General features: G+C 67.1%; 21 protein-coding genes, 1 tRNA gene and 1 other RNA gene. 14 read left to right on the top strand and 9 right to left on the bottom strand.

From position 1 onward, the window contains the following. A partial coding sequence (locus IP78_RS08825) for a DUF2924 domain-containing protein (RefSeq protein ID WP_231680964.1) occupies nucleotides 1–484 on the top strand: 484 nt, incomplete at its 5' end. After that, nucleotides 481–2,118 (top strand): recombinase family protein, encoded by a 1,638-nt coding sequence (locus IP78_RS08820; protein ID WP_082384924.1) that lies wholly within the window; start codon nucleotides 481–483, stop codon nucleotides 2,116–2,118. The genes IP78_RS08825 and IP78_RS08820, both read left to right, overlap by 4 nt. Nucleotides 2,119–2,509: 391 nt before the next feature. Here the strand turns inward: IP78_RS08820 and IP78_RS08815 are convergent. After that, a tRNA-Ser gene (locus tag IP78_RS08815) sits at nucleotides 2,510–2,599 on the bottom strand. A gap of 201 nt (nucleotides 2,600–2,800) precedes the next feature. Between IP78_RS08815 and IP78_RS08810 the strand changes: the two genes are divergently transcribed. The 6 genes from IP78_RS08810 to IP78_RS08785 are packed head-to-tail and all read left to right on the top strand — an operon-like array spanning nucleotide 2,801 to nucleotide 7,167. Next, complete coding sequence (locus tag IP78_RS08810; protein ID WP_231680963.1) at nucleotides 2,801–3,487, top strand: septal ring lytic transglycosylase RlpA family protein; 687 nt, start codon at nucleotides 2,801–2,803, stop codon at nucleotides 3,485–3,487. Between the two features lie 60 nt (nucleotides 3,488–3,547). Continuing rightward, nucleotides 3,548–4,171, top strand: a complete 624-nt coding sequence (gene tmk, locus IP78_RS08805) for a dTMP kinase (RefSeq protein WP_054111318.1) — start codon at nucleotides 3,548–3,550, stop codon at nucleotides 4,169–4,171. After that, nucleotides 4,168–5,151 (top strand): DNA polymerase III subunit delta', encoded by a 984-nt coding sequence (locus tag IP78_RS08800; protein ID WP_054111308.1) that lies wholly within the window; start codon nucleotides 4,168–4,170, stop codon nucleotides 5,149–5,151. The genes tmk and IP78_RS08800 overlap by 4 nt, the downstream gene beginning before the upstream one ends. After that, nucleotides 5,145–5,933 (top strand): TatD family hydrolase, encoded by a 789-nt coding sequence (locus IP78_RS08795; RefSeq protein ID WP_054111307.1) that lies wholly within the window; start codon nucleotides 5,145–5,147, stop codon nucleotides 5,931–5,933. Before IP78_RS08800 ends, IP78_RS08795 begins: the two co-directional genes overlap by 7 nt. Then, nucleotides 5,930–6,742 (top strand): MBL fold metallo-hydrolase, encoded by an 813-nt coding sequence (locus IP78_RS08790; protein WP_054111306.1) that lies wholly within the window; start codon nucleotides 5,930–5,932, stop codon nucleotides 6,740–6,742. Before IP78_RS08795 ends, IP78_RS08790 begins: the two co-directional genes overlap by 4 nt. Further along, nucleotides 6,739–7,167: a GNAT family N-acetyltransferase gene (locus IP78_RS08785; RefSeq protein ID WP_197272419.1), complete on the top strand. Its 429-nt coding sequence runs from the start codon at nucleotides 6,739–6,741 to the stop codon at nucleotides 7,165–7,167. The genes IP78_RS08790 and IP78_RS08785 overlap by 4 nt, the downstream gene beginning before the upstream one ends. A gap of 62 nt (nucleotides 7,168–7,229) precedes the next feature. On the opposite strand, the gene IP78_RS08780 is transcribed toward IP78_RS08785, so the two are convergent. The 3 genes from IP78_RS08780 to IP78_RS08770 form a co-directional block, all read right to left on the bottom strand. Further along, entirely contained in the window at nucleotides 7,230–7,982 is a 753-nt protein-coding gene (locus tag IP78_RS08780) for a sterol desaturase family protein (RefSeq protein ID WP_054111305.1), read from the bottom strand. Nucleotides 7,983–8,049: 67 nt separating this feature from the next. Beyond that, entirely contained in the window at nucleotides 8,050–9,147 is a 1,098-nt protein-coding gene (locus tag IP78_RS08775; protein WP_054111304.1) for an NADH:flavin oxidoreductase, read from the bottom strand. 114 nt (nucleotides 9,148–9,261) lie between these two features. Next, nucleotides 9,262–10,311 (bottom strand): Mrp/NBP35 family ATP-binding protein, encoded by a 1,050-nt coding sequence (locus tag IP78_RS08770; protein ID WP_054111303.1) that lies wholly within the window; start codon nucleotides 10,309–10,311, stop codon nucleotides 9,262–9,264. A 73-nt stretch (nucleotides 10,312–10,384) separates the two neighbouring features. Between IP78_RS08770 and miaA the strand changes: the two genes are divergently transcribed. Further along, nucleotides 10,385–11,272 carry a tRNA (adenosine(37)-N6)-dimethylallyltransferase MiaA gene (miaA, locus tag IP78_RS08765; RefSeq protein ID WP_054111302.1) on the top strand — a complete coding sequence of 296 codons (888 nt, stop codon included), beginning with the start codon at nucleotides 10,385–10,387 and terminating at the stop codon, nucleotides 11,270–11,272. A gap of 56 nt (nucleotides 11,273–11,328) precedes the next feature. Here the strand turns inward: miaA and IP78_RS15285 are convergent, their stop codons facing one another. Both IP78_RS15285 and IP78_RS08755 read right to left on the bottom strand, forming a co-directional pair. Beyond that, nucleotides 11,329–12,144: a hypothetical protein gene (locus tag IP78_RS15285; RefSeq protein ID WP_156320341.1), complete on the bottom strand. Its 816-nt coding sequence runs from the start codon at nucleotides 12,142–12,144 to the stop codon at nucleotides 11,329–11,331. Between the two features lie 96 nt (nucleotides 12,145–12,240). After that, nucleotides 12,241–13,935: a bifunctional protein-serine/threonine kinase/phosphatase gene (locus IP78_RS08755; protein WP_054111300.1), complete on the bottom strand. Its 1,695-nt coding sequence runs from the start codon at nucleotides 13,933–13,935 to the stop codon at nucleotides 12,241–12,243. 36 nt (nucleotides 13,936–13,971) lie between these two features. On the opposite strand from IP78_RS08755, the gene ssrA reads away from it, so the two are divergent. The 4 genes from ssrA (at nucleotide 13,972) to IP78_RS08740 (ending at nucleotide 16,187) form a co-directional block, all read left to right on the top strand. Beyond that, nucleotides 13,972–14,337, top strand: a transfer-messenger RNA (tmRNA) gene (ssrA, locus tag IP78_RS15020). Between the two features lie 103 nt (nucleotides 14,338–14,440). Continuing rightward, on the top strand, nucleotides 14,441–14,929 hold the full coding sequence (locus tag IP78_RS08750; RefSeq protein ID WP_054111299.1) for an SspB family protein: 489 nt from the start codon (nucleotides 14,441–14,443) through the stop codon (nucleotides 14,927–14,929). Nucleotides 14,930–14,984: 55 nt separating this feature from the next. Continuing rightward, nucleotides 14,985–15,725 (top strand): C13 family peptidase, encoded by a 741-nt coding sequence (locus IP78_RS08745; RefSeq protein WP_197272418.1) that lies wholly within the window; start codon nucleotides 14,985–14,987, stop codon nucleotides 15,723–15,725. Nucleotides 15,726–15,782: 57 nt separating this feature from the next. Next, on the top strand, nucleotides 15,783–16,187 hold the full coding sequence (locus IP78_RS08740) for a GFA family protein (RefSeq protein WP_054111315.1): 405 nt from the start codon (nucleotides 15,783–15,785) through the stop codon (nucleotides 16,185–16,187). Here IP78_RS08740 and IP78_RS08735 read toward each other — a convergent pair. Next, entirely contained in the window at nucleotides 16,163–16,585 is a 423-nt protein-coding gene (locus IP78_RS08735; protein WP_054111298.1) for a RusA family crossover junction endodeoxyribonuclease, read from the bottom strand. The genes IP78_RS08740 and IP78_RS08735 overlap by 25 nt on opposite strands. 33 nt (nucleotides 16,586–16,618) lie before the next feature. Between IP78_RS08735 and fumC the strand changes: the two genes are divergently transcribed. After that, nucleotides 16,619–18,010 carry a class II fumarate hydratase gene (gene fumC, locus IP78_RS08730; protein ID WP_054111297.1) on the top strand — a complete coding sequence of 464 codons (1,392 nt, stop codon included), beginning with the start codon at nucleotides 16,619–16,621 and terminating at the stop codon, nucleotides 18,008–18,010. Between the two features lie 4 nt (nucleotides 18,011–18,014). On the opposite strand, the gene IP78_RS08725 is transcribed toward fumC, so the two are convergent. Beyond that, complete coding sequence (locus IP78_RS08725; RefSeq protein WP_054111296.1) at nucleotides 18,015–18,407, bottom strand: YccF domain-containing protein; 393 nt, start codon at nucleotides 18,405–18,407, stop codon at nucleotides 18,015–18,017. Nucleotides 18,408–18,510: 103 nt separating this feature from the next. After that, nucleotides 18,511–18,747: a DUF2171 domain-containing protein gene (locus IP78_RS08720; RefSeq protein WP_054111295.1), complete on the bottom strand. Its 237-nt coding sequence runs from the start codon at nucleotides 18,745–18,747 to the stop codon at nucleotides 18,511–18,513. Nucleotides 18,748–18,809 lie beyond the last annotated feature (62 nt).

The following is an 18,809-nucleotide window of genomic DNA, read 5'->3' as shown; positions in this document are numbered from 1 at the left end:
GGCGGGTCTGGCGTATCGCCCAGGCTGCCGAGCCCGCCGAGGCGTCGCGGTCATGAGTGACTTGCGCGAAACGCTGGTCAGCCTCACAGCCATGGACGTCGATGCGCTTCGCGCGGTGTGGAGGGAGCGGCTCGGTGAGCCGCCCCCGGTCCGCTCCCCGGACATCCTGCGCCGCGCGGTGGCCGAGGCGCTGCAGATGAATGCTTCCGGCCAAGGCACCGTCAGTCCCGACCGCCGCCTGACCAGCGCGGCCTCCAGGCATCGCATGGGCCATAAGCCCAAGGTGCGCACCGCCGCATTCAAGCCCGGCTCCACGCTCATCCGGGAGTGGCAGGGACGACGCCACGAGGTCGAGGTGGTCCATGACGGCTTCATCTGGAATGGCGAAAAGCACGCCAGCCTCTCCAAGGTGGCCAGGCTGATCACTGGCGTCCGATGGAACGGACCTCGGTTCTTCGGCCTCAGGGAAACGGAAGCCGCATGAAGCCCGCCGGCCGTCCCATTCGCTGCGCCATCTATACCCGCAAGAGCACCGAAGAGGGCCTGGAGCAGGACTACAACTCGCTCCACGCGCAGCGCGACGCCTGCGCCGCCTATGTCCTCTCCCAGGCTGGCGAGGGCTGGACGCTGCTTCCCGAGGTCTATGACGATGGCGGGTTCAGCGGCGGCAACATGGAGCGACCAGCGTTGAAGCGGCTGATGGCGGATGTAGCCTCAGGCCTGATTGATGTGGTGGTGGTCTACAAGGTCGACCGCCTGACCCGCGCCCTGACCGACTTCTCCAGGATCGTCGATGTCCTGGATAAGGCTGGTGCCAGCTTCGTCAGCGTGACCCAGGCCTTCAACACCACGACCTCCATGGGCCGGCTGACCCTGAACGTCCTTCTGTCCTTCGCCCAGTTCGAGCGCGAGGTGACCGGTGAGCGGATTCGAGACAAGATCGCTGCCTCCAAGAAGCTCGGTATGTGGATGGGGGGTGGAGTGCCCCTCGGATACGAGGCGTCGGGGCGAACCCTGGTCATCAATCCGACAGAGGCTGAGACGGTGCGCGGGATTTTCCGCCGCTACCTCGAGACCGGCTCGGTTCATCAGGTACACCAGGAACTGACCATGGCTGGGGTTGTGTCAAAACGCCGGACGACCAAGGCCGGAGTTGAGACCGGCGGCCGGCCGATGGACCGCGGCGCGCTGTTCCATATGCTGCGCAACCGCACCTACGTCGGAGAGATCCCCCACAAGACCAGGAGCTATCCTGGCCAGCATCCGGCTATCATCGACCGCGAGACCTTCGATGCCGTCCAGGCTCGCCTCGACGAGAACGATCGCAAAACGCGCCTGCCCGGAGAAGCCCGCCGTCCCCACAAGGGCGCGCCGCTGATGGGATTGCTGTTCGATTCCGCTGGCAACCCGATGTCTCCGGTCAAGGCGACCAAGCCGAACAAGCCCAGCTACCACTACTATGTCTCTACAGCGCTCACGACCGGGCGGCCCGACAAGGCCGGCGCAGTCTCGCGCGTCTCGGCACCGCTGCTCGAAGACCTCGTTGCGCGGCGTCTGGGCGAGCTGCGGATCATCGACAGCGCATCAGTCACGCCCGACTGGACCACTGTCCGTGACGTCATCGAACGCATCGAGGTGGCTGCGGACGCCGTGATCATCAGGTTCGACGAGGAGCGCCTCAAGATCGCCGCGCGCGATCTGATCCCGGAGAGCCGCGTTGGCATCGATCGCCTGGAGCGACGCGGCGACGTGCCCATGACGGAGATCAAGGTCCGTCTCGTTCGCCGGGGTGGAACCATGGTCGCTGTCGGGCCGGAGGGCTCACCGGCTATCGCTTCGACCCGGATCGATCAGGTCATGGCCGCAGCATTGATCCGTGCCGAAGCGTGGAAGCGTCGACTGTTCGCCGGCGAGATCGACAGCATCAACCAGATCGCCGAGGCCGAGGGCGTGTCCGGCGCTTTTGTCCGACGCATGATCAGGCCCGCCTTCCTCGCCCCCGATCTGAAGGCCGCCATCCTCGATGGCCGGCAGCCGGTGGGTCTGACGCTGGAAGCGGTCACGCGGGCCGAGTTGCCGCTCGACTGGACTGAGCAGCGGCGTCTCTACGCCGCCTAAAGGGTTGCCTGTTCCAGGCGAACCCGTTCCCTGATCACCCAAGGATATTCCCTGCAAGCGCGGGGAGTATTCCCTGTTCGGTTTACGGGAAATCCAATGCGCCAGGAACGCTGAACCCAGCAGGGGCGGGGGTTTGCGGGTCGCGGCGTCATGTCGAAATCGATCAACGATGGAAGTTTTCCCAGTACTTCCCTGTTATCAGGGATCGCGGCCGGTCACGGGAAAGGGACCCGTCTCGCGCTCAGCAGAGACGAAGCCAGGGTATTGGCTGGATCAGGGACGGACGAGCGACCGCAGAGACCGCGAATGCGTCTCCGGTTCCGGGCATGTCGCGGTAATGTCGAGGGTATTTCGCTGGTATCAGGGACCCGCCAGCTTCGGGTAAGAACGGTGGCGGACAGGGTGGGATTCGAACCCACGGTAGGCTTCCACCTACGGCGGTTTTCAAGACCGCTGCCTTAAACCACTCGGCCACCTGTCCGGCGGGGCAGGGGATAGCAGCGGATGCGGCGTTAACCAAAAGGGAAATCGCGGCGGCGATCTTGGCGACATGTTTTCGCTGCCCATGTTCGCCAGGCGCGCCTTCAGGATCGTTGCCGTCGCTGGTCTGTTGGCGGGTGTAGCCGCGTGCGCCACAGGCCCGTCGGCCGCACGCCGGGGGGATAGGGCGGCTGTTCCAGAAGTGACCGATCCCGCGCCGATCGTTTCGGGAACGATGCGGCCCTATCAGATCCGCGGACGTTGGTATCGGCCTGAGGAGCAGCCGAACTACGACGAGACGGGCCTGGCGTCCTGGTATGGCGAGCAGTTCCACGGCCGGCCAACGGCGACCGGCGAGCGGTTCGACATGCATGCCCTCACGGCGGCCCACAAGACGCTGCCCCTGCCAGGGCTGGTGGAGGTCACGAACCTGGCCAATGGTCGGCGTGTGGTCCTGCGCGTCAACGACCGGGGGCCGTTCGTGGATGGGCGAATCATTGACCTGTCGCGCGGGGCAGCCGAGGCGCTGGATCTGCTCGGTCGCGGCGTGGGCGAGGTGCGCGTGCGCTATCTGGGTCGCGCGCCGCGTCTGGGCGGTGGCCAGAGACTGCAGGTCGCCGAGGCGTCCGCGCCAGTGGTCCTTCCTTCGGCTTCTGCGCTTGACCCTCGCCAGACCTACTGGATCGAGGTTGCGGCGTTTACGGACCCACAGTTGGCGCGGGCGACGGCTGACCGTCTGGGTCAGCCGGCCCAAGTGCAGGCGGCGACGAATGGCGCGATGTTTCGCGTGATCACCGGGCCCTGGCCCGACGTTAACGCGGCCGAGCGGGCCAGACAGGAGACTCTGGCGCAAGGGTTTGCCGCCGCTCGACTGATTCCCTCGGGCTGATCCCCACTTTCCGAGCGGCGCGGCCTTGGCCCCGTGGCCTGGCCCCGCCATTGTGCCGGCGTGACTCGCGGCAGGTTCATCACATTCGAAGGCGGGGAGGGGACCGGCAAATCCACCCAGGCGGCGCGGCTGGTCGCGCGGCTGCAGGCGCGCGGGCTGGACGTCGTGCGAACGCGAGAGCCCGGCGGATCCCCCGGGGCCGAGGACATCCGGGCTCTGGTGGTTTCCGGCGCGGCGGAGCGCTGGTCGGCACGGACGGAGCTGCTGCTGATGTACGCCGCGCGATCCGATCATCTGGAGCGGACCATCACGCCGGCGCTCCAGGCCGGTCGGTGGGTCGTGTGTGACCGCTTCGCCGACTCCAGCCGGGTCTATCAGGGACTGGCGGGCGGGGCGGACCTAGATCTCGTCGCGGCGATGGAGCGGGGGGTGGTCGGGGGCCATCAGCCGGACCTGACGCTGGTGTTCGACCTGCCGTTCGAGGTCGGGCTGGAGCGGGCGCTGGGGCGTGGGGCGGCCGAGACGCGGTTCGAATCCAAGGGCGCGGCCTTCCACGCCCGGCTGCGCGACGGGTTCCGCGCGGTGGCTGACGCCAACCCGGACCGTTGCCGGCTGATCGACGCGAGCGGTGATCCAGACGTCGTCGCCGAACGGGTGTGGGCGGCGGTGGAGCCGTTGCTGTGACCCATCCGCGCGACCGCTTTGACCTCGTTCCGTCCGAGGCCGCCGAGCGGGCCTTCGTCGACGCGCGCGAGCGGGGACGGCTGCATCACGCCTGGCTGCTGTGCGGGCCGGAGGGCATCGGCAAGGCCACCTTCGCCTATCGCGCGGCGCGGACGCTGCTGGGGGCGCGGCATGACGCCTCGCGCGGCCCGCTCGGAGCGGCACCGGGTGATCCGGTCAGCCAGCTGGTCTCGGCGCAGTCTCATCCGGACCTTCTGGTGCTGGAGCGGCTGGTCGAGGGCGGAAAGACCAAGAAGTCGATCTCGGTCGATCAGGCGCGCGACCTGCCGGAGTTCTTCTCCAAGAGCCCGTCGCAGGCACCGTATCGCGTCGCCATCATTGACGCTGCCGACGACCTGAACATCAATGCCGCCAACGCCTTGCTCAAGGTTCTTGAAGAGCCGCCGGAGCGGGGCGTGCTGTTGCTGGTCACACATGGACCAGGCCGGCTGCTGGCCACCATCCGCTCGCGGTGCCGGCGGCTGACGTTTCCGGCGCTGGAGCGAGGGGAGATCGCCCGTCTGGTCGCGCGCCAGACCGAACTGGACACCGCCGAGGCTGAGCGGATCGCGGACATGGCGCGCGGGTCGCCGGGCGCGGCGCTGGCCTTGGCGTCAAGCACCAGCCTGGCGCTGGACGCCTTGGCCCGCCGCTGGGTGGATGAGGGCCAGATCGACGCCGCCGAGGCGCTGTCCGTCGCCGACGGCTTTCGGGGCGCTGAGGGGCAGGTGCGGTTCGAGGCGCTGATGGACCGCCTGGCCGCGGCCATACGCGACCGGGCGCTGGCGGCCGGGGGCAGGGGAGAAGCCTGGTCCGAGCTCTGGGGCCGGTTGACCGACCTGCCGGAGCGGGCGGCGGCCGTGAACCTTGATCGCGCCGACCTGCTGGCCGCCGCGCTTGCCGACCTGAAGCGAACGCGCAACAGGGCCGCCCGATGCTGATCGATAGCCACGTGAACCTGCACGCGCCGCAATTCGACGACGACCGCGACGCCGTCATTACCCGGGCACGCGAGGCCGGCGTCGGGATGTTGGTGGAGATCTCCGACAAGCTGTCGACCTTCGAGGCGACGCACGGGCTGGCCCTGAGCCATCCGGACATCTGGTGCACGGTCGGAGTCCATCCGCATGAGGCCAAGGACCATCTTCATGTGACGCCTGAGGTACTGATCGACCTAGCCCAGCGGCCGCGCGTGGTCGGCATCGGGGAGTGCGGTCTGGATTTCCACTACGACCTCAGTCCGCGTGACCAGCAGGAGACGGTGTTCCGGACCCACATCGCCGCCGCTCGCCGCACGGGGCTGCCGCTGGTGGTGCACACGCGCGAAGCCGACGACCGCATGGGGGCGATCCTGAGGGAAGAAGCGGTGGAGGGCCCGTTCCGTTTCCTGATGCACTGCTACACAAGCGGGGCAGAACTCGCTGAACAAGCTGCTGAAATGGGTGCCTGGTTCTCCGTGTCCGGCATCGCCACCTTCAAGGCTGCGGAAGACGTACGGACCGTGATCCGCGCCATGCCCGCCGACCGGATCATCGTCGAGACGGACTGCCCGTATCTGGCACCCGTGCCGCATCGGGGGCGTCGGAATGAGCCAGCCTACATCGGCCATGTGCTGCAGGCCCTGGCCGACATCCGGGGCTGGAGCCGGAAGGAGGCGGAGGCGAGGACGACGGACGCCTTCTTCGCCCTGTTCGATCGCATTCCGCGACCGGAGGGAGCGTGAGCAGGGACCTGGAGGTCACCATCCTGGGATGCGGCTCATCAGGCGGGGTCCCGCGAGGGGACGGCGACTGGGGCGCGTGCGATCCGGACGAATCGAAGAACCGGCGCACCCGGTGCTCCATGCTGGCGCGACGGCACGGCCCCGAGGGCGAGACGGCGGTCTTGATCGATACCTCGCCGGACCTGCGTGAGCAGATGCTGGCGGCAAAGGCGACGCGGGTGGACGCCGTTCTCTACACCCACGACCACGCCGACCAGACCCACGGTATCGACGATCTGCGGACGTTCGCGTTGCGCAGACGAAAACGCGTGCCAGCCTGGATGGATTGGACGACAAAGTCAGCGCTTACAACGCGTTTTGACTACATCTTCGAGTCCAAGGAGGGCTATCCGGCCATCGTCGAGGCGCACGATCTGCCGCCACATGGCGTGGCCTGGGCGATCGAGGGTCCGGGCGGCGCGATCCCGGTCGTGACCTTCGATCAAGCGCACGGGCCGATCCGCTCCGTCGGCTATCGTCTGGGGCCGGTCAGCTATTCGAGCGACATCTCCGATCTGGATGAGGCGGCGATCGCGGCCGTGCGGGGTTCGGCGCTCTGGATCATCGACGCCTTGCGCTGGACCCGGCATCCGACGCACGCCAACGTCGATCAGGCGCTGGCGTGGATCGCGGCGGCTGGCGTGGAGCGAGCCGTGCTGACCAATCTGCACATCGATCTGGACTACAACGCGCTGGCGGCCCTGACTCCGGCGGGCGTCGAGGTCGCCTACGACGGCTGGTCGGCCACGCTGGCGCTGGAGCCAGCATGAGCGCCTTGCAGATCGAAGAGATCGACGACGGCGGCCTGGCGCAGACCTGGCCGGTGATGGCGCAGTTGAGACCTCATCTGAGCGAAGCCGACTATATCGCCATGGTCGGGCGGATGCGTATGACCGACGGCTTCAGAGTTTTCGCGGCCATGCGTGACGGGGCCGTGGTCGGTGTCGCAGGCGTGCGGCCCATGGAGCTGCTGTACTGCGGCCGTATCCTGCAGATCGACGATCTGGTCGTCATGGAGGCCGAGCGATCCGCAGGGTTCGGCAAAGCTTTGGTGGATCATGTGAAGGCACAAGCTCGAGCCGAAGGCCGAACGGAAGTTCATCTGGATTCCGGGCTGGCGCGCACCGAGGCCCATCGCTTCTATGATCGGGAAGGATTTGAGCGGCTTGGCTATCATTTCCGCATCAGACTGTGAGCCGGGTCATAGCCCGCATTTCTCATAATATATCTTAGGCGAAATGTCTGACCGAACCAGAGTCAGGTCGCTTCGGACCTTTTCTCCCCCACGGTCGACATCGCGTCGGTGCCGCAGACGCGATCCCAGAACCGAAAGTACAGGCCGAAGTTGGTCTTCATGTGCGTGTGGTGACGACTGTGGTGGGTCGCTGTGATGAACTGTGAGCCCACGCGCCCGCGCACCCAGCTCTGGGGCCACATCTCCCAGCCACAGTGATTCATGACGGCCGTCGCAGTCATGACGGCCAGCAGCAGCGCCAGCATCCAGATGTTGAGCGGCATGACGAAGGCCAGCATCGGCAGAAGCCAGGCCGTCATCGCGGCCTCGGCCGGGTCGAAGGCGAAGCTGGCGAAGGGGCTGGGATCCCTCGCCCGGTGATGCGCCGCATGCGCCCAGCCGAACAGCCGCCGATCGTGCAGCAGCCGATGGGTCCAGTAGTAATGGGTGTCCTGAATGATCAGCAGCACGAGGAAGCTGACCGGCAGCCACCACAGCGGATACGCGAGCGGATCGACGTAGATCATGGTGCCGCCCGCTTTCCAGGCCTCAAGCGCAATCGCTGTTGGAAAGGCGTAGATCGGCGTCGACAGCAGGGAAAACTTGATCTCGTGCAGCACCAGCCGACGCGAGGGTCGCTCCCGGTTCAGGCGCGTGCCGACGCCCGCTGCCCTGCCCCATACGGCCCACCAGACACCGCCCGCGATCACCAGATAGCGCGCGCCGATGATCAGGCTGAGCCAGAAGGTGGAAAGGAGAACGCCCGTGACGGTCATGTGGCCACTCTAGTGCGTCGGCTGGCGCGGCACGAGGTGCGTGATCGCCGCGTCAATGCCAACGCGCTCAGTGCAGGACCGCCATGTCGCCCCGCGAGAAGGCCTTCAGTTCATTCTGGCGGCCCTCCTTGATCTTCAGGACCCAATTTGGATCGGACAGAAGCGCGCGGCCGACGGCGATCAGGTCGAACTCCTCGCGCTCCATGCGGGCGATCAGGCCGTCGAGCGAGGCGGGCTGCGACCCCGCCCCGCCGAACGCGGCGATGAACTCTCCATCCAGGCCGACGGAGCCGACGCTGATGGTCGGCTTGCCCGTGATCGTCTTGGCCCAGCCGGCGAAGTTCAGGTCCGAGCCTTCGAACTCCGGCTCCCAGAAGCGGCGCTGCGAGCAATGGAAGACGTCCACGCCCGCGTCCGACAGGGGCATGAGCCACTCCGCCATTTCGTCGGGGTTGAGGGCGATCTTCGCGGTGAAATCCTGCTGCTTCCACTGGGACAGGCGGATGATCAGCGGCAGGTCGGGACCCAGGCCCTCACGCACCGCCTTGACCACCTCGACGCCGAAGCGGGCGCGCTCCGCGATCGTGGGGCCGCCCCAGCGGTCGTCTCGCGCGTTCAGCCCGGCCCAGTAGAACTGGTCGATCAGATAGCCGTGGGCGGAATGGATCTCTGCCGCGTCGAAGCCCAGGTCGCGCGCCGCCCGGGCGGACTTGCCGAAGGCGGCGAGGGTGTCGGCGATGTCCTCCTCGGTCATCGGCTCGTACTTCTGCTTGCCGGGCGCGACGAGGCCCGACGGGCTGTCAACCTGCCCCAGAGGCTGCCATTCGGCTCCCTGCCCGCGCGCAGCGCCGACGTGCCAGATCTGGGGCGCGATCAGGCCGCCGGCGGCGTGAACCTCGTCCACCACCGTCTTCCATTGCGGCAGGGCTTCGCCGTGGAAGACGGGCACATTGGCGTCGTTGCGGGCGGCGGGGCGTTCGACGACCGTGCCCTCGGTGATGATCAGACCCACCTGCCCCTCGGCGCGGCGACGATAATAGGCCGCGACGTCGGAGGTCGGGATGCCGCCCGGGCTGAACGATCGGGTCATGGGGGCCATGACGATGCGATTGGGCAAGGTCAGGCCCTTGATCGTGAAGGGGCGGAAAAGGGTCTCGACGCTCATGGAAATCCTCGGGGCGGAAAGTACGGCGAAGGTGGCCCATCACGTTGCGTTTGAAAACCCGCCACAGCGCGAGTTTTTCCGCGCGATCCGCGAACGACGACGAGGCTGCGGTGGCTAGAGCCCCAGCTTCGTCCTTAGCGTGCCGGCGATCCGGTCGAACCGGGCCGCGATCTCGCCGGTCCGCAAGGGCGCGCCCGCGTCGCAAGCCTGACGCACCGAGGCGTCCAGCGGCAGATCGCCGAGGTCGTCGACACCGAGCCGTCCGGCCTCAGCCGCCCCCCCTCCCCGGCCGAAGACGTCGCCGGACATGTTCTCGATCAGGCCGAGCGTGGGCACGTTGACGCGCTGGAACAGGGTGTGGGCGCGCCGCGCGTCGGCCAAAGCGACCTCCTGCGGGGTCGAGACGATGACCGCGCCATCCAGAGGCGTCTTCTGGATCAGGGTCAGTTGCACGTCGCCGGTGCCGGGCGGCAGGTCGACGACGAGGATGTCGAGCGGCGCGTCTGCCGTCCCCCAGCGTGTCTGGGTCAGCATCTGGGTCAGGGCCTGGGACGCCATCGGGCCGCGCCAGACCATGGCGTCCTCGGCCCTGGTCAGCAGACCGACGGACATGGCCTTCAGGCCGTGGGCGAGATGCGGCTCCATCATGCCGTCGCGATAGTCGGGCTTGCCGGATAGGCTCAGCATGGTCGGCAGGCTGGGGCCATGGACATCGGCGTCGAGGACTCCGGTCGACAGGCCCGCGCGAGCGAAGGCGGCGGCGAGGTTCACCGACACCGTCGACTTGCCCACTCCACCCTTGCCGCTGGCGATGGCCAGCACGCGGCGGACGTGGGCCGGGCGTTCGGTGGGGACCGGGGCGCGGGGGCGGGTCTGGTCGACGGCTTCCTTCGACAGGGAGGCCTTGCGGGCGGGCGGCGCGGCCTCGGCCGTCAGGACGACAGAAACGCGAGCCATGCCGGGCATGGCCTTCAGCGCGGCCTCGGCGGCGTCGCGGACGGGGGCGTAGGCGGCGACGGCGGCGGCGGGCACCTCGATGACGAAGCCCGCGCGGTCGGTGGCCACTGTCAGGCCCTTGGCGACGCCGGCCTCGATCAGCCCGTGGCCAGTCGCGGGATCAGGAATGGCGTCCAGGACGGCTTCGACGGCGGCGCGGTCGATCAAGCGGAGACTCCGGCGTAGTTGCGAGGCGGGGACGCGCGTTCTATCCGCAGAGCCAGCCGCAAGCGAGCGTTCCGTGCCCCGCACCGCCCCCATCACGTTGATCGCCGGCCCGACCGCCTCCGGCAAGTCGCGGCGCGCGCTGGAGATGGCCGAGGCGACCGGGGCCGCCATCATCAACGCGGACAGCCAGCAGCTGTACGCGGATCTGCGCATCCTGTCGGCGCGGCCGTCGGCGGAGGAGGAGGCGCGGGCGCCGCATTACCTGTATGGCGTCGCCGATGCGGCGGAGGCCTGGTCGGTCGGGCGGTGGACGCGGGCGGTGATGCCGCTGCTGGCCGAGCTGAAGACCATGGGGCAGCCGGCGTTGCTGGTCGGCGGGACGGGGCTCTATTTCTCAGCCCTGACGAAGGGGTTGGCGGACATACCTGATGTCCCGCCGGAAGCGCGCGAAGAGGCGCTGGCGCTTTACGACACCGAGGGAGAGACGGCCTTCCGGCTGCGTCTGGCGACGTTCGATCCCCCAGCCGAGGCCGCCATCGAGAGCGGCGACCGCCAGCGCCTGACCCGCGCCTATGCCGTCGCACGCGCTACGGGGCGCTCATTGTCGGACTGGCGCGCCGCGACCCGGCCATTGCTGGCGCCGGGGACCTATGAGCGGCTGGTGATCGAGCCGGAGCGGGCGGCGCTCTATGCGGCCTGCGACGCGCGGGTGGATGCGATGATCGCGGCGGGGGCGCTGGACGAGGTTCGGGCTCTGATGGCGCGTGGACTGGACCCGGCTCTGCCCGCCATGAAGGCCGTGGGGGTGCGGGAGCTCGCGGCCTATCTGGCGGGCGAGACGACGCTGGCGGACGCCACGGAGTCGATGAAGCAGGCCACGCGCAACTACGCCAAACGCCAGCTGACCTGGTTCAGGAATCAGTGCGGGGATTGGGAGCGAGCGGCCCAGAGAGCGGACTAGGTCGAGGTCTGCGATGGGTGGGGAGCGGATTTTCCCTGAGATCGCGAAGATTGGCTTTAGAAGTCCGCCAATCGCGGAAACCAATCGGTTATGGCAGCCATTTGAACTCCGTGCGAACCAGTCCACCACTGGACGGGGTAGGGCCAATCATCCTTGTGCCACGGCGTTTGCTCGCGCTCTTCACAAGGTACGAATCGCTGTCGGAAATCAGATCGTGTGGGATCGGTGATAATCCCGGCGTAACCTAGGATTCCGATCAGAACCCTGCGCTCCGCGCTGTTTGATGGCAGGACTTTCGCCAACGCTTTATCCAAGTCACTCAGCCGCGCAGCAGGCGGCATGGACGCGGCTACATGGAGGATCAATTTGAGCATGGCGAAATCGCGTGCGCTAGGCGACGGTCGCGGGGTCTTTCGAAGAGTGTCGAGATCGAAAGCAATGTAACTGGGTTGGGAGTGGCGGACTCCGCCCCACTTGATCCGTTCGAAACTCAGGACGTTGAGGTCGAGAGCGGCTTTGTCATGATCATACTCCCCGCAATAATCACAGCCTGGACCGTTGCGAGCAGACATCCTGTGTTCTCGCAAATGGCGGACTACAGCATAGCTTCCGAGGCAGGACCGAAGGTCGAGACGCCTTGATCCAAGACTTGCAATAAATGCGTTGGCAACGTCCTCCTGTCCCACCGCGCTAGCCGCATTCAGGGCAGCCAGGATAGCTTGATCGTGCGAAAGCCGGACAGGATCAAACATCAGGCCCTTTGACTTCGCATAGTTGAAGTCATCAGGCGCAACGGTCGGGTCTCGCCGCCAGCCGTTCGACGACCAGTATGTGTTCAACAGAATGTCAGAGGCGCGCTTGTCCAAATGCATTCTCGCTTTTCCTGTGCGAGCCAGCCGAACACAAGTTTCGCGAGGGGTCGGTTTGCGACAAAGACAACCGATCAAAAACGGACTCAACCGCCAACATCACCGCAGCATCCAGCTCAGCAGCAGCAGCACAAACAGCCCCGCGCTGACCGCCTGCCAGAAGCGGACGGGCTCGCGCTCCATCAGGGACAGGTCGCGGCGGGGTGGGACGGCGGCGGCGCTGCCGGCTTCCAGGACGTGGATCAGCTCCTCGACGCTGTCGAAGCGGTCGGCGGGGTCTACCGAAAGGGCGCGCAGGATGGCGGCCTCCAACCAGGCCGGCATGTCGGGGCGGTGCTGGGTCGGGCGGGTCGGGCGGTCGAAGCGGATGCGGCTGAACTCCGTCTCCTGACCGGACGGATAGTCGCCGGTGAAGATGCGGTACAGGGTGACGCCGAGCGCGTACTGGTCGGTCAGGGCGTCGCCGGGGTTGCCCGCGAACATCTCCGGCGCCCTGTAGCCGGGGGTGCCGGGGGCCTCGGCCTCGGCGAACTCCTCGACGCGCGGCAGGCGGGCGACGCCGAGGTCGATCAGTTTCAGACCGCCGTCGGCTTCCAGAATGACATTGTCCGGCTTGATGTCGCGGTGGGCGACGCCGAGGCGATGTAGCGCCGCGACGCCTTTCGACAGGCGGATGGCGACGTCGAGGCCCGACGCAATATCATACGGTTCGTCCGCGATCTTCGCATGCAGGGTGCGGCCGACGTAGAGCGGCTGGGCGATGTAGAGACCGCTCTGGCGCCCGGGCTCCAGGCTCAGGGTCTTGCCGACGAAGGGGCTGTCGATGCGGCGGCCAATGAAGCTCTCGCGCAGGAAGGCGCCGCGCGCGCCGCTCTCGGACAAGAGGGCGGGCTTGGGGAACTTCAGGACCAGGCGGTCGCCGCCCTCCCCGTCCCGAGCGGCGAAGACGCGGGTGTATTTGCCGTCCGACAGCACCCGCTCCAGCGTGAAGCCGTCGATGCGGTCGCCGGCGTCCGGGACCGGCAGGATGGGCAGTCCGGCGGCCTCGGCGCCGATGGCGTCCTGATCGACCGCGCCCGGCCGGATGACGTCGATGACGATGGCGGTGGCGTTGTCGCGGGTCTCGGCCGCCCCCGCCGCCGCGACGATGGCCTGGGCGTCGGCCTGGGGCGAGGCGCGGCGGGCGAGCAGGCGGGTCAGGTCGGCTTCGGGCACCACGCCGTGGACGCCGTCGGTGGTCAGGAGCAGCCGGTCGTGCGCCTTCAGCGTCACGGCGCGGGTGTCGAGCCTCAGGTCCGGCTCGATGCCGACGGCGCGATAGAGGACGTGGCTGAGGCCGGGCTGGGCCAGCACATGATCCTCTGTCAGCGGCGTCAGGACGCCGTCGCGAAAATGCCAGGCGCGGCTGTCGCCGACGTGCAGCACCGTCGCCTCGCGGCCCCGCATGACCAGCGCCGTGAACGTCGTGGCCGCCCCCGCCATCTCCGGATCGGACCGGCCCTTGGCGTGGAGCCAGCGATTGTAGCCCGACAGCGCCGCCACGCCCGCCGCCGCCACACCCTTAAGCGGGTTCTGGTCGACATAGGCGTCGATGAAGGTGCGGCCGGCAAGTTCCGAGGCGATGCGCCCGGCCTTCGATCCGCTGACCCCGTCGGCGACCAGGGCGACCATGCCGTGAAGCGCCTGTTCCGAGGGCGGGCCGATGTGGACCGCGCCGAAATCCTGATTGTCCGCGCGCGGGCCCTTCGCCGTGGCGAACCCCGCCGCGATCTGAAGCCGTGCGTCCGCGCTCATCGCCGATCCCCCTGCTGACGAGGAGACGTCGTTTCGTAACTTGGAAGCAAGGGCCTTGGCGCCTATATTGGTTCGGTCGGGGCTTCGGTCCCGACTATGGCGATAAACGCGCCTGTAATAAGCGGACCGGACCCGGGTGCGATTCCCGGCGGCTCCACCAATCTCTTCCGCGTTATCGGCGGGACTGTGCGGGGCCGACTAGCATCGACGGACGTGTAAAGAGGATTGCCTTCGCCCGTCCTGGCCCACCGCATCGGGCCATTTTCTAACTGCGAACGATAACTTCGCTGGAGAAGTCCGCCTCGCCGCGTAATGCGGTTCGGTTGATTTCGAACACTTAAGTCCTGGGGGTTCAGATCCCCAGGCGGGGCCCGGGGGCGCCTGGCAACAGAAGCCCCCACTTCCAGTCAGGGGGCCTGGCAACAGAACCCCGGCACTTTCACGCAAAATGCCATCTTTCGCCCATCGTGCTTGGCCGCTATCAGTCGCGTCCAGTGAGGGTTTCATGGCCGACGACGTCCAGCCGATCGACGAAATGCAGTACGAGAAGCTCGCGCAGGACGCCCTGCGCGGGGTCATCCGCGCCGCCCTGGAACGCGCCGCCAGCCCGCAGGGCATCCCGGGGGCGCATCACTTCTACATCACCTTCAAGACCCGCGCGCCGGGCGTGTCGGTGCCTCCGGATGTCGTGGCCAAGTATCCCGACGAGATGACCGTGGTCCTCCAGCACCAGTACTGGGACCTGGCGGTGGAGCATGATCTGTTCTCGGTCATGTTGAAGTTCGGCGGCATGCCCAAGGTGCTGACGGTGCCCTACAACGCCGTCACCCGCTTCTACGACCCGAGCGTGCAGTTCCTGCTGCAGTTCGAGGCCCCCGAGCCCGTGGCCCCAACCGTCGCCGAGCTGCCCGCGCCGCCGAAGCGGCCAGAACCCGCGCCCACAGGCGACGATGGCCCCAAGGTCGTTTCGCTGGATCAGTTCCGCAAGAAGTAGGCTTCACGTCGTCCCCGGCCGCGCTAACCTCCGGGCATCGATTTCGGAGACGCCTTTGGTCAGAGCCGTCGTCATCGTTCTTGTCTTGCTGGCGGCCGGCCCTGTTCAGGCCAAGAGTCGCTTCGACGGCTGGGCCTCGGCCATCATCGCCGCAGACTGGAGAACCAGCGCAGGCGAGCCGATCCAGGCCTTCGACAATGCGCGTCGCGACCTGACGGCCGGGTTCCTCGCTGCCGGCTTCAGTCGAGCCGACATGGTGGACGTGACGCTGAGGCCTGACGCCCGACCGGTCACGGCGGCCGAAGGTGCCGTGCGACGCATCGCAGAGGCGACCTCGCGGGCCCAGCGCGGCTGCTTCCTCTACATCACCTCCCACGGCCTGCCTGAGCAGATCGTCTTTGGGCCGGACGTCACCCTGACCCCGACCCTCCTTGCGACCCTCCTGCGAAACTGGTGCGGCGAGCGGCCGACGGTGCTGGTGCTGTCGGCCTGCTTCTCGGGCTCGTTCATCGATGCGCTGGCGGGTCCCAACCGCATGATCCTGACGGCGGCGCGGCGCGACCGGGCCTCGTTCGGATGCAGTGAGGACGCGGTCTATCCCTATTTCGACGGCTGCGTGATCCAGGAGCTCCCGGCGGCGACGGACTTCATCGCCCTGGGCAACGCGGTGCGGTCGTGCGTCAAGGATCGCGAGGAGGCGGAGGGGCTGACCCCGGCCTCGGAGCCGCAGGTCTTCATCGGAGCCAACATGCAGTTGCTGGTGCCGACCCTGAGATTCAGCCGCCCCTCATCCTGACACCAGGGTGGCAGCAGCCTCGCGCCATAGTCGATGCCCATCGACAAGGAGAACACGATGCTGACCGGAGGCTGCCACTGCGGCGCGATCCGCTACGAGACCGCCGACGAGGCGATCCATCACGCCCTGTGCCACTGTATCGATTGCAGGAAGGCCGCCGGAGCACCCGCCGTCGCCTGGGCTCTGGCACCGGCCGATCGGGTCAAGATCACCGGCGATCCGGTCTGGTACGCCTCCTCCGAGCACGGGCGGCGGGGGTTCTGCGGCGTCTGCGGGACCGGCCTGTTCTACACCAACGACGTCATCTTCCCCGGCCAGATCGACATCCAGAGCGCCACGCTGGACGATCCCGACGCCATTCCGTTGCAGGGGCAAATCCAGACGGCGGAGCGAATCGGCTGGATGGCGCATCTGGACCGGCTTCCGGCCTTTGAACGCTATCCGGGGCTGCCGGGAGCCTGACGGGGAAAGGCGCGGATGGTGATGCGTTCGCGATCGCCCTCGCGTCGTTCAACGAGCAGTCGCGCCACCTGGGCGTCGTCGTGGAACAGATAACCCTTGATGGCGTCCAGCAGGGCCTTGGCGAGATTGTCGAGGTCCATCGAGGGCGGCTCGCCGACATGTTCCATTGTTATCTCGACGACAAAGTCGCCGTAGGACGGCCGGGCACCACGCCACTCCTTGCGGAAGAACTCATAGACCAGCGGCTTGTAGTATTTGGCCTGGGTGGTCAGGCCGTCGATCATGACGACGACGGCGTCGCCCTCCTCGCGCGCGCGCACCTTTCCCGACACGATCCAGTCTGAGGTCACGCGCGTCCGCCTTGCCCGGTCATGGCTCCGTGCTACACGCCTGCGCATCTTCCCGCCACGCCTTCGCGAGTCCTGACCGCCATGACCGACGTCCGCATCGAGACCGACACCTTCGGCCCCATCGAGGTCGCCGCCGATCGCTATTGGGGGGCGCAGGCGCAGCGGTCGCTGGGGAACTTCAAGATCGGCTGGGAGAAGCAGCCTCTGCCGATCGTGCGGGCGCTCGGCATCGTCAAGCGGGCGGCGGCCGAGACCAATATGGCGCTGGGTCGGCTGGACCCCGTGATCGGCAAGTCCATCGTCCAGGCCGCCGATGAGGTCATCGAGGGCAAGCTGAACGACCACTTCCCCCTGGTGGTCTGGCAGACGGGCTCGGGCACCCAGTCGAACATGAACGCCAATGAGGTGATCTCGAACCGGGCGATCGAGATCCTCGGGGGCGAGATGGGCTCCAAGAAGCCGGTCCACCCCAACGACCACGTCAACATGAGCCAGTCGTCCAACGACACCTATCCGACGGCCATGCACGTCGCCTGCGCCGAAGAGGTCGTGCATCGCCTGCTGCCGGCGCTGGCCAAGCTGAGGAATGCGCTCAACGACAAGGCCGAGGCCTGGAAGAGCATCATCAAGATCGGCCGTACCCACACCCAGGACGCGACGCCCTTGACACTGGGCCAGGAGTTTTCAGGCTACGTTCAGCAAGTGACAAAGGGCATTGAACGCATTGAACAAACCCTGCCCGATCTGATGCAGTTGGCCCAGGGCGGCACGGCGGTCGGCACCGGCCTGAACGCGCCGATCGGCTTCGCGGAAGGCGTGGCCGAGAAGATCGCCCAGATCACCGGGCTGAATTTCACCACGGCACCGAACAAGTTCGAGGCGCTGGCCGCCCACGACGCCATGGTCATGAGCCACGGTGCCATCAACACGGTCGCCGCGTCGCTGTTCAAGATCGCCAATGACATCCGCTTCCTGGGCTCGGGCCCACGTTCAGGCCTGGGCGAACTGGCCCTGCCGGAGAATGAGCCGGGGTCGTCGATCATGCCGGGCAAGGTCAATCCGACCCAGTGCGAGGCCCTGACGCAGGTCTGCGTCCAGGTGTTCGGCAACCACGCGGCGATCACGTTTGCGGGGTCCCAGGGGCATTTCGAGCTGAACGTCTTCAACCCTGTCATGGCCTACAACTTCCTGCAGTCGGTGCGCCTGATGGCGGACGCGGCGGTCAGCTTCACCGACAACTGCGTTGTCGGCATCGAGCCGCGCGAGGACAACATCAAGCGCGGGCTGGACAACTCCCTGATGCTGGTCACCGCGCTGAACGGCAAGCTGGGCTATGACACCTGCGCCAAGATCGCCAAGACGGCGCACAAGAACGGCACCACGCTGCGCCAGGAAGCGGTCGGCGGCGGCTATCTGACCGACGCCGAGTTCGACGAGGCGGTGCGCCCGGAGAGGATGATCTCGCCGGGGTGAGCCGTCAGGGTTTGTCCCGGATCGTCGCGCCCACGGGAGCCAGCGCCAGTTTGGCGAGCTCCAGGTCCTTCAGCGCGAACGGAATGCCGATGATGGAGATGAACTCGGCGACCGCGATCAGCAAATGCGACAGGGCGATGTACCAGCCGGCGACGACGAACCAGATGACGTTCAGGCCGATACCGAAACAGCCAATCCCTTGTCCTTCGGCCTCGCCGGCCCAGACGACCTCGCGCCCGAACGGCCAGAAGGAGTAGCTGGCGATCCGCCAGGCCGCGCGTGTCCAGGGCAGGCCGACGATGGTAATGGCCAGGATCGCGCCGCCCAGCAGCCAGAGCAGGCCGCTGATCCAGCCTCCGAAGATGAACCAGAGGATGTTCAGGATCAGGCGGATCACGGATTTCGTCTCCCCGTCGACCGGTCGCCGACCTCTCCAAGATAAGGAGAAGCCTCGCCGTTCGCAGCGGGGCTTTCCGTGAATTCGCAGTAAGCTAGAGCGCCTAGTATTTCTCGGTCCAGCGCGATTTGGCCTCGTCGGCGGTCAGGGTCAGGCGGACCTTGTCGTCGTCGATGTAGTCGACCCAGCTGACCGGGATCATGTGGTGCTTGAAGCCGGCGGCGAGGTCGAGCTTGGCCAGTTCGATCTGGTCGCCCAGCACATGGTCGACGCGGCCGACGTGATGGCCGTCAGAGCCGATGACTTCGTGGTGTTCCTTGATGAGGCCGGCGTCTACCATGGGGCGTCTCCTCTGCGTTCGGGGAGACAGAAGAACGCCGGGCCGGACCGGCGGTTGCGAGG

Source organism: Brevundimonas sp. AAP58 (assembly GCF_001295975.1).
In the GTDB taxonomy this organism is placed as follows: domain Bacteria; phylum Pseudomonadota; class Alphaproteobacteria; order Caulobacterales; family Caulobacteraceae; genus Brevundimonas.
Note: the sequence above shows the minus strand (reverse complement) of the source record. Positions and strands in the feature narration are given on the sequence as shown.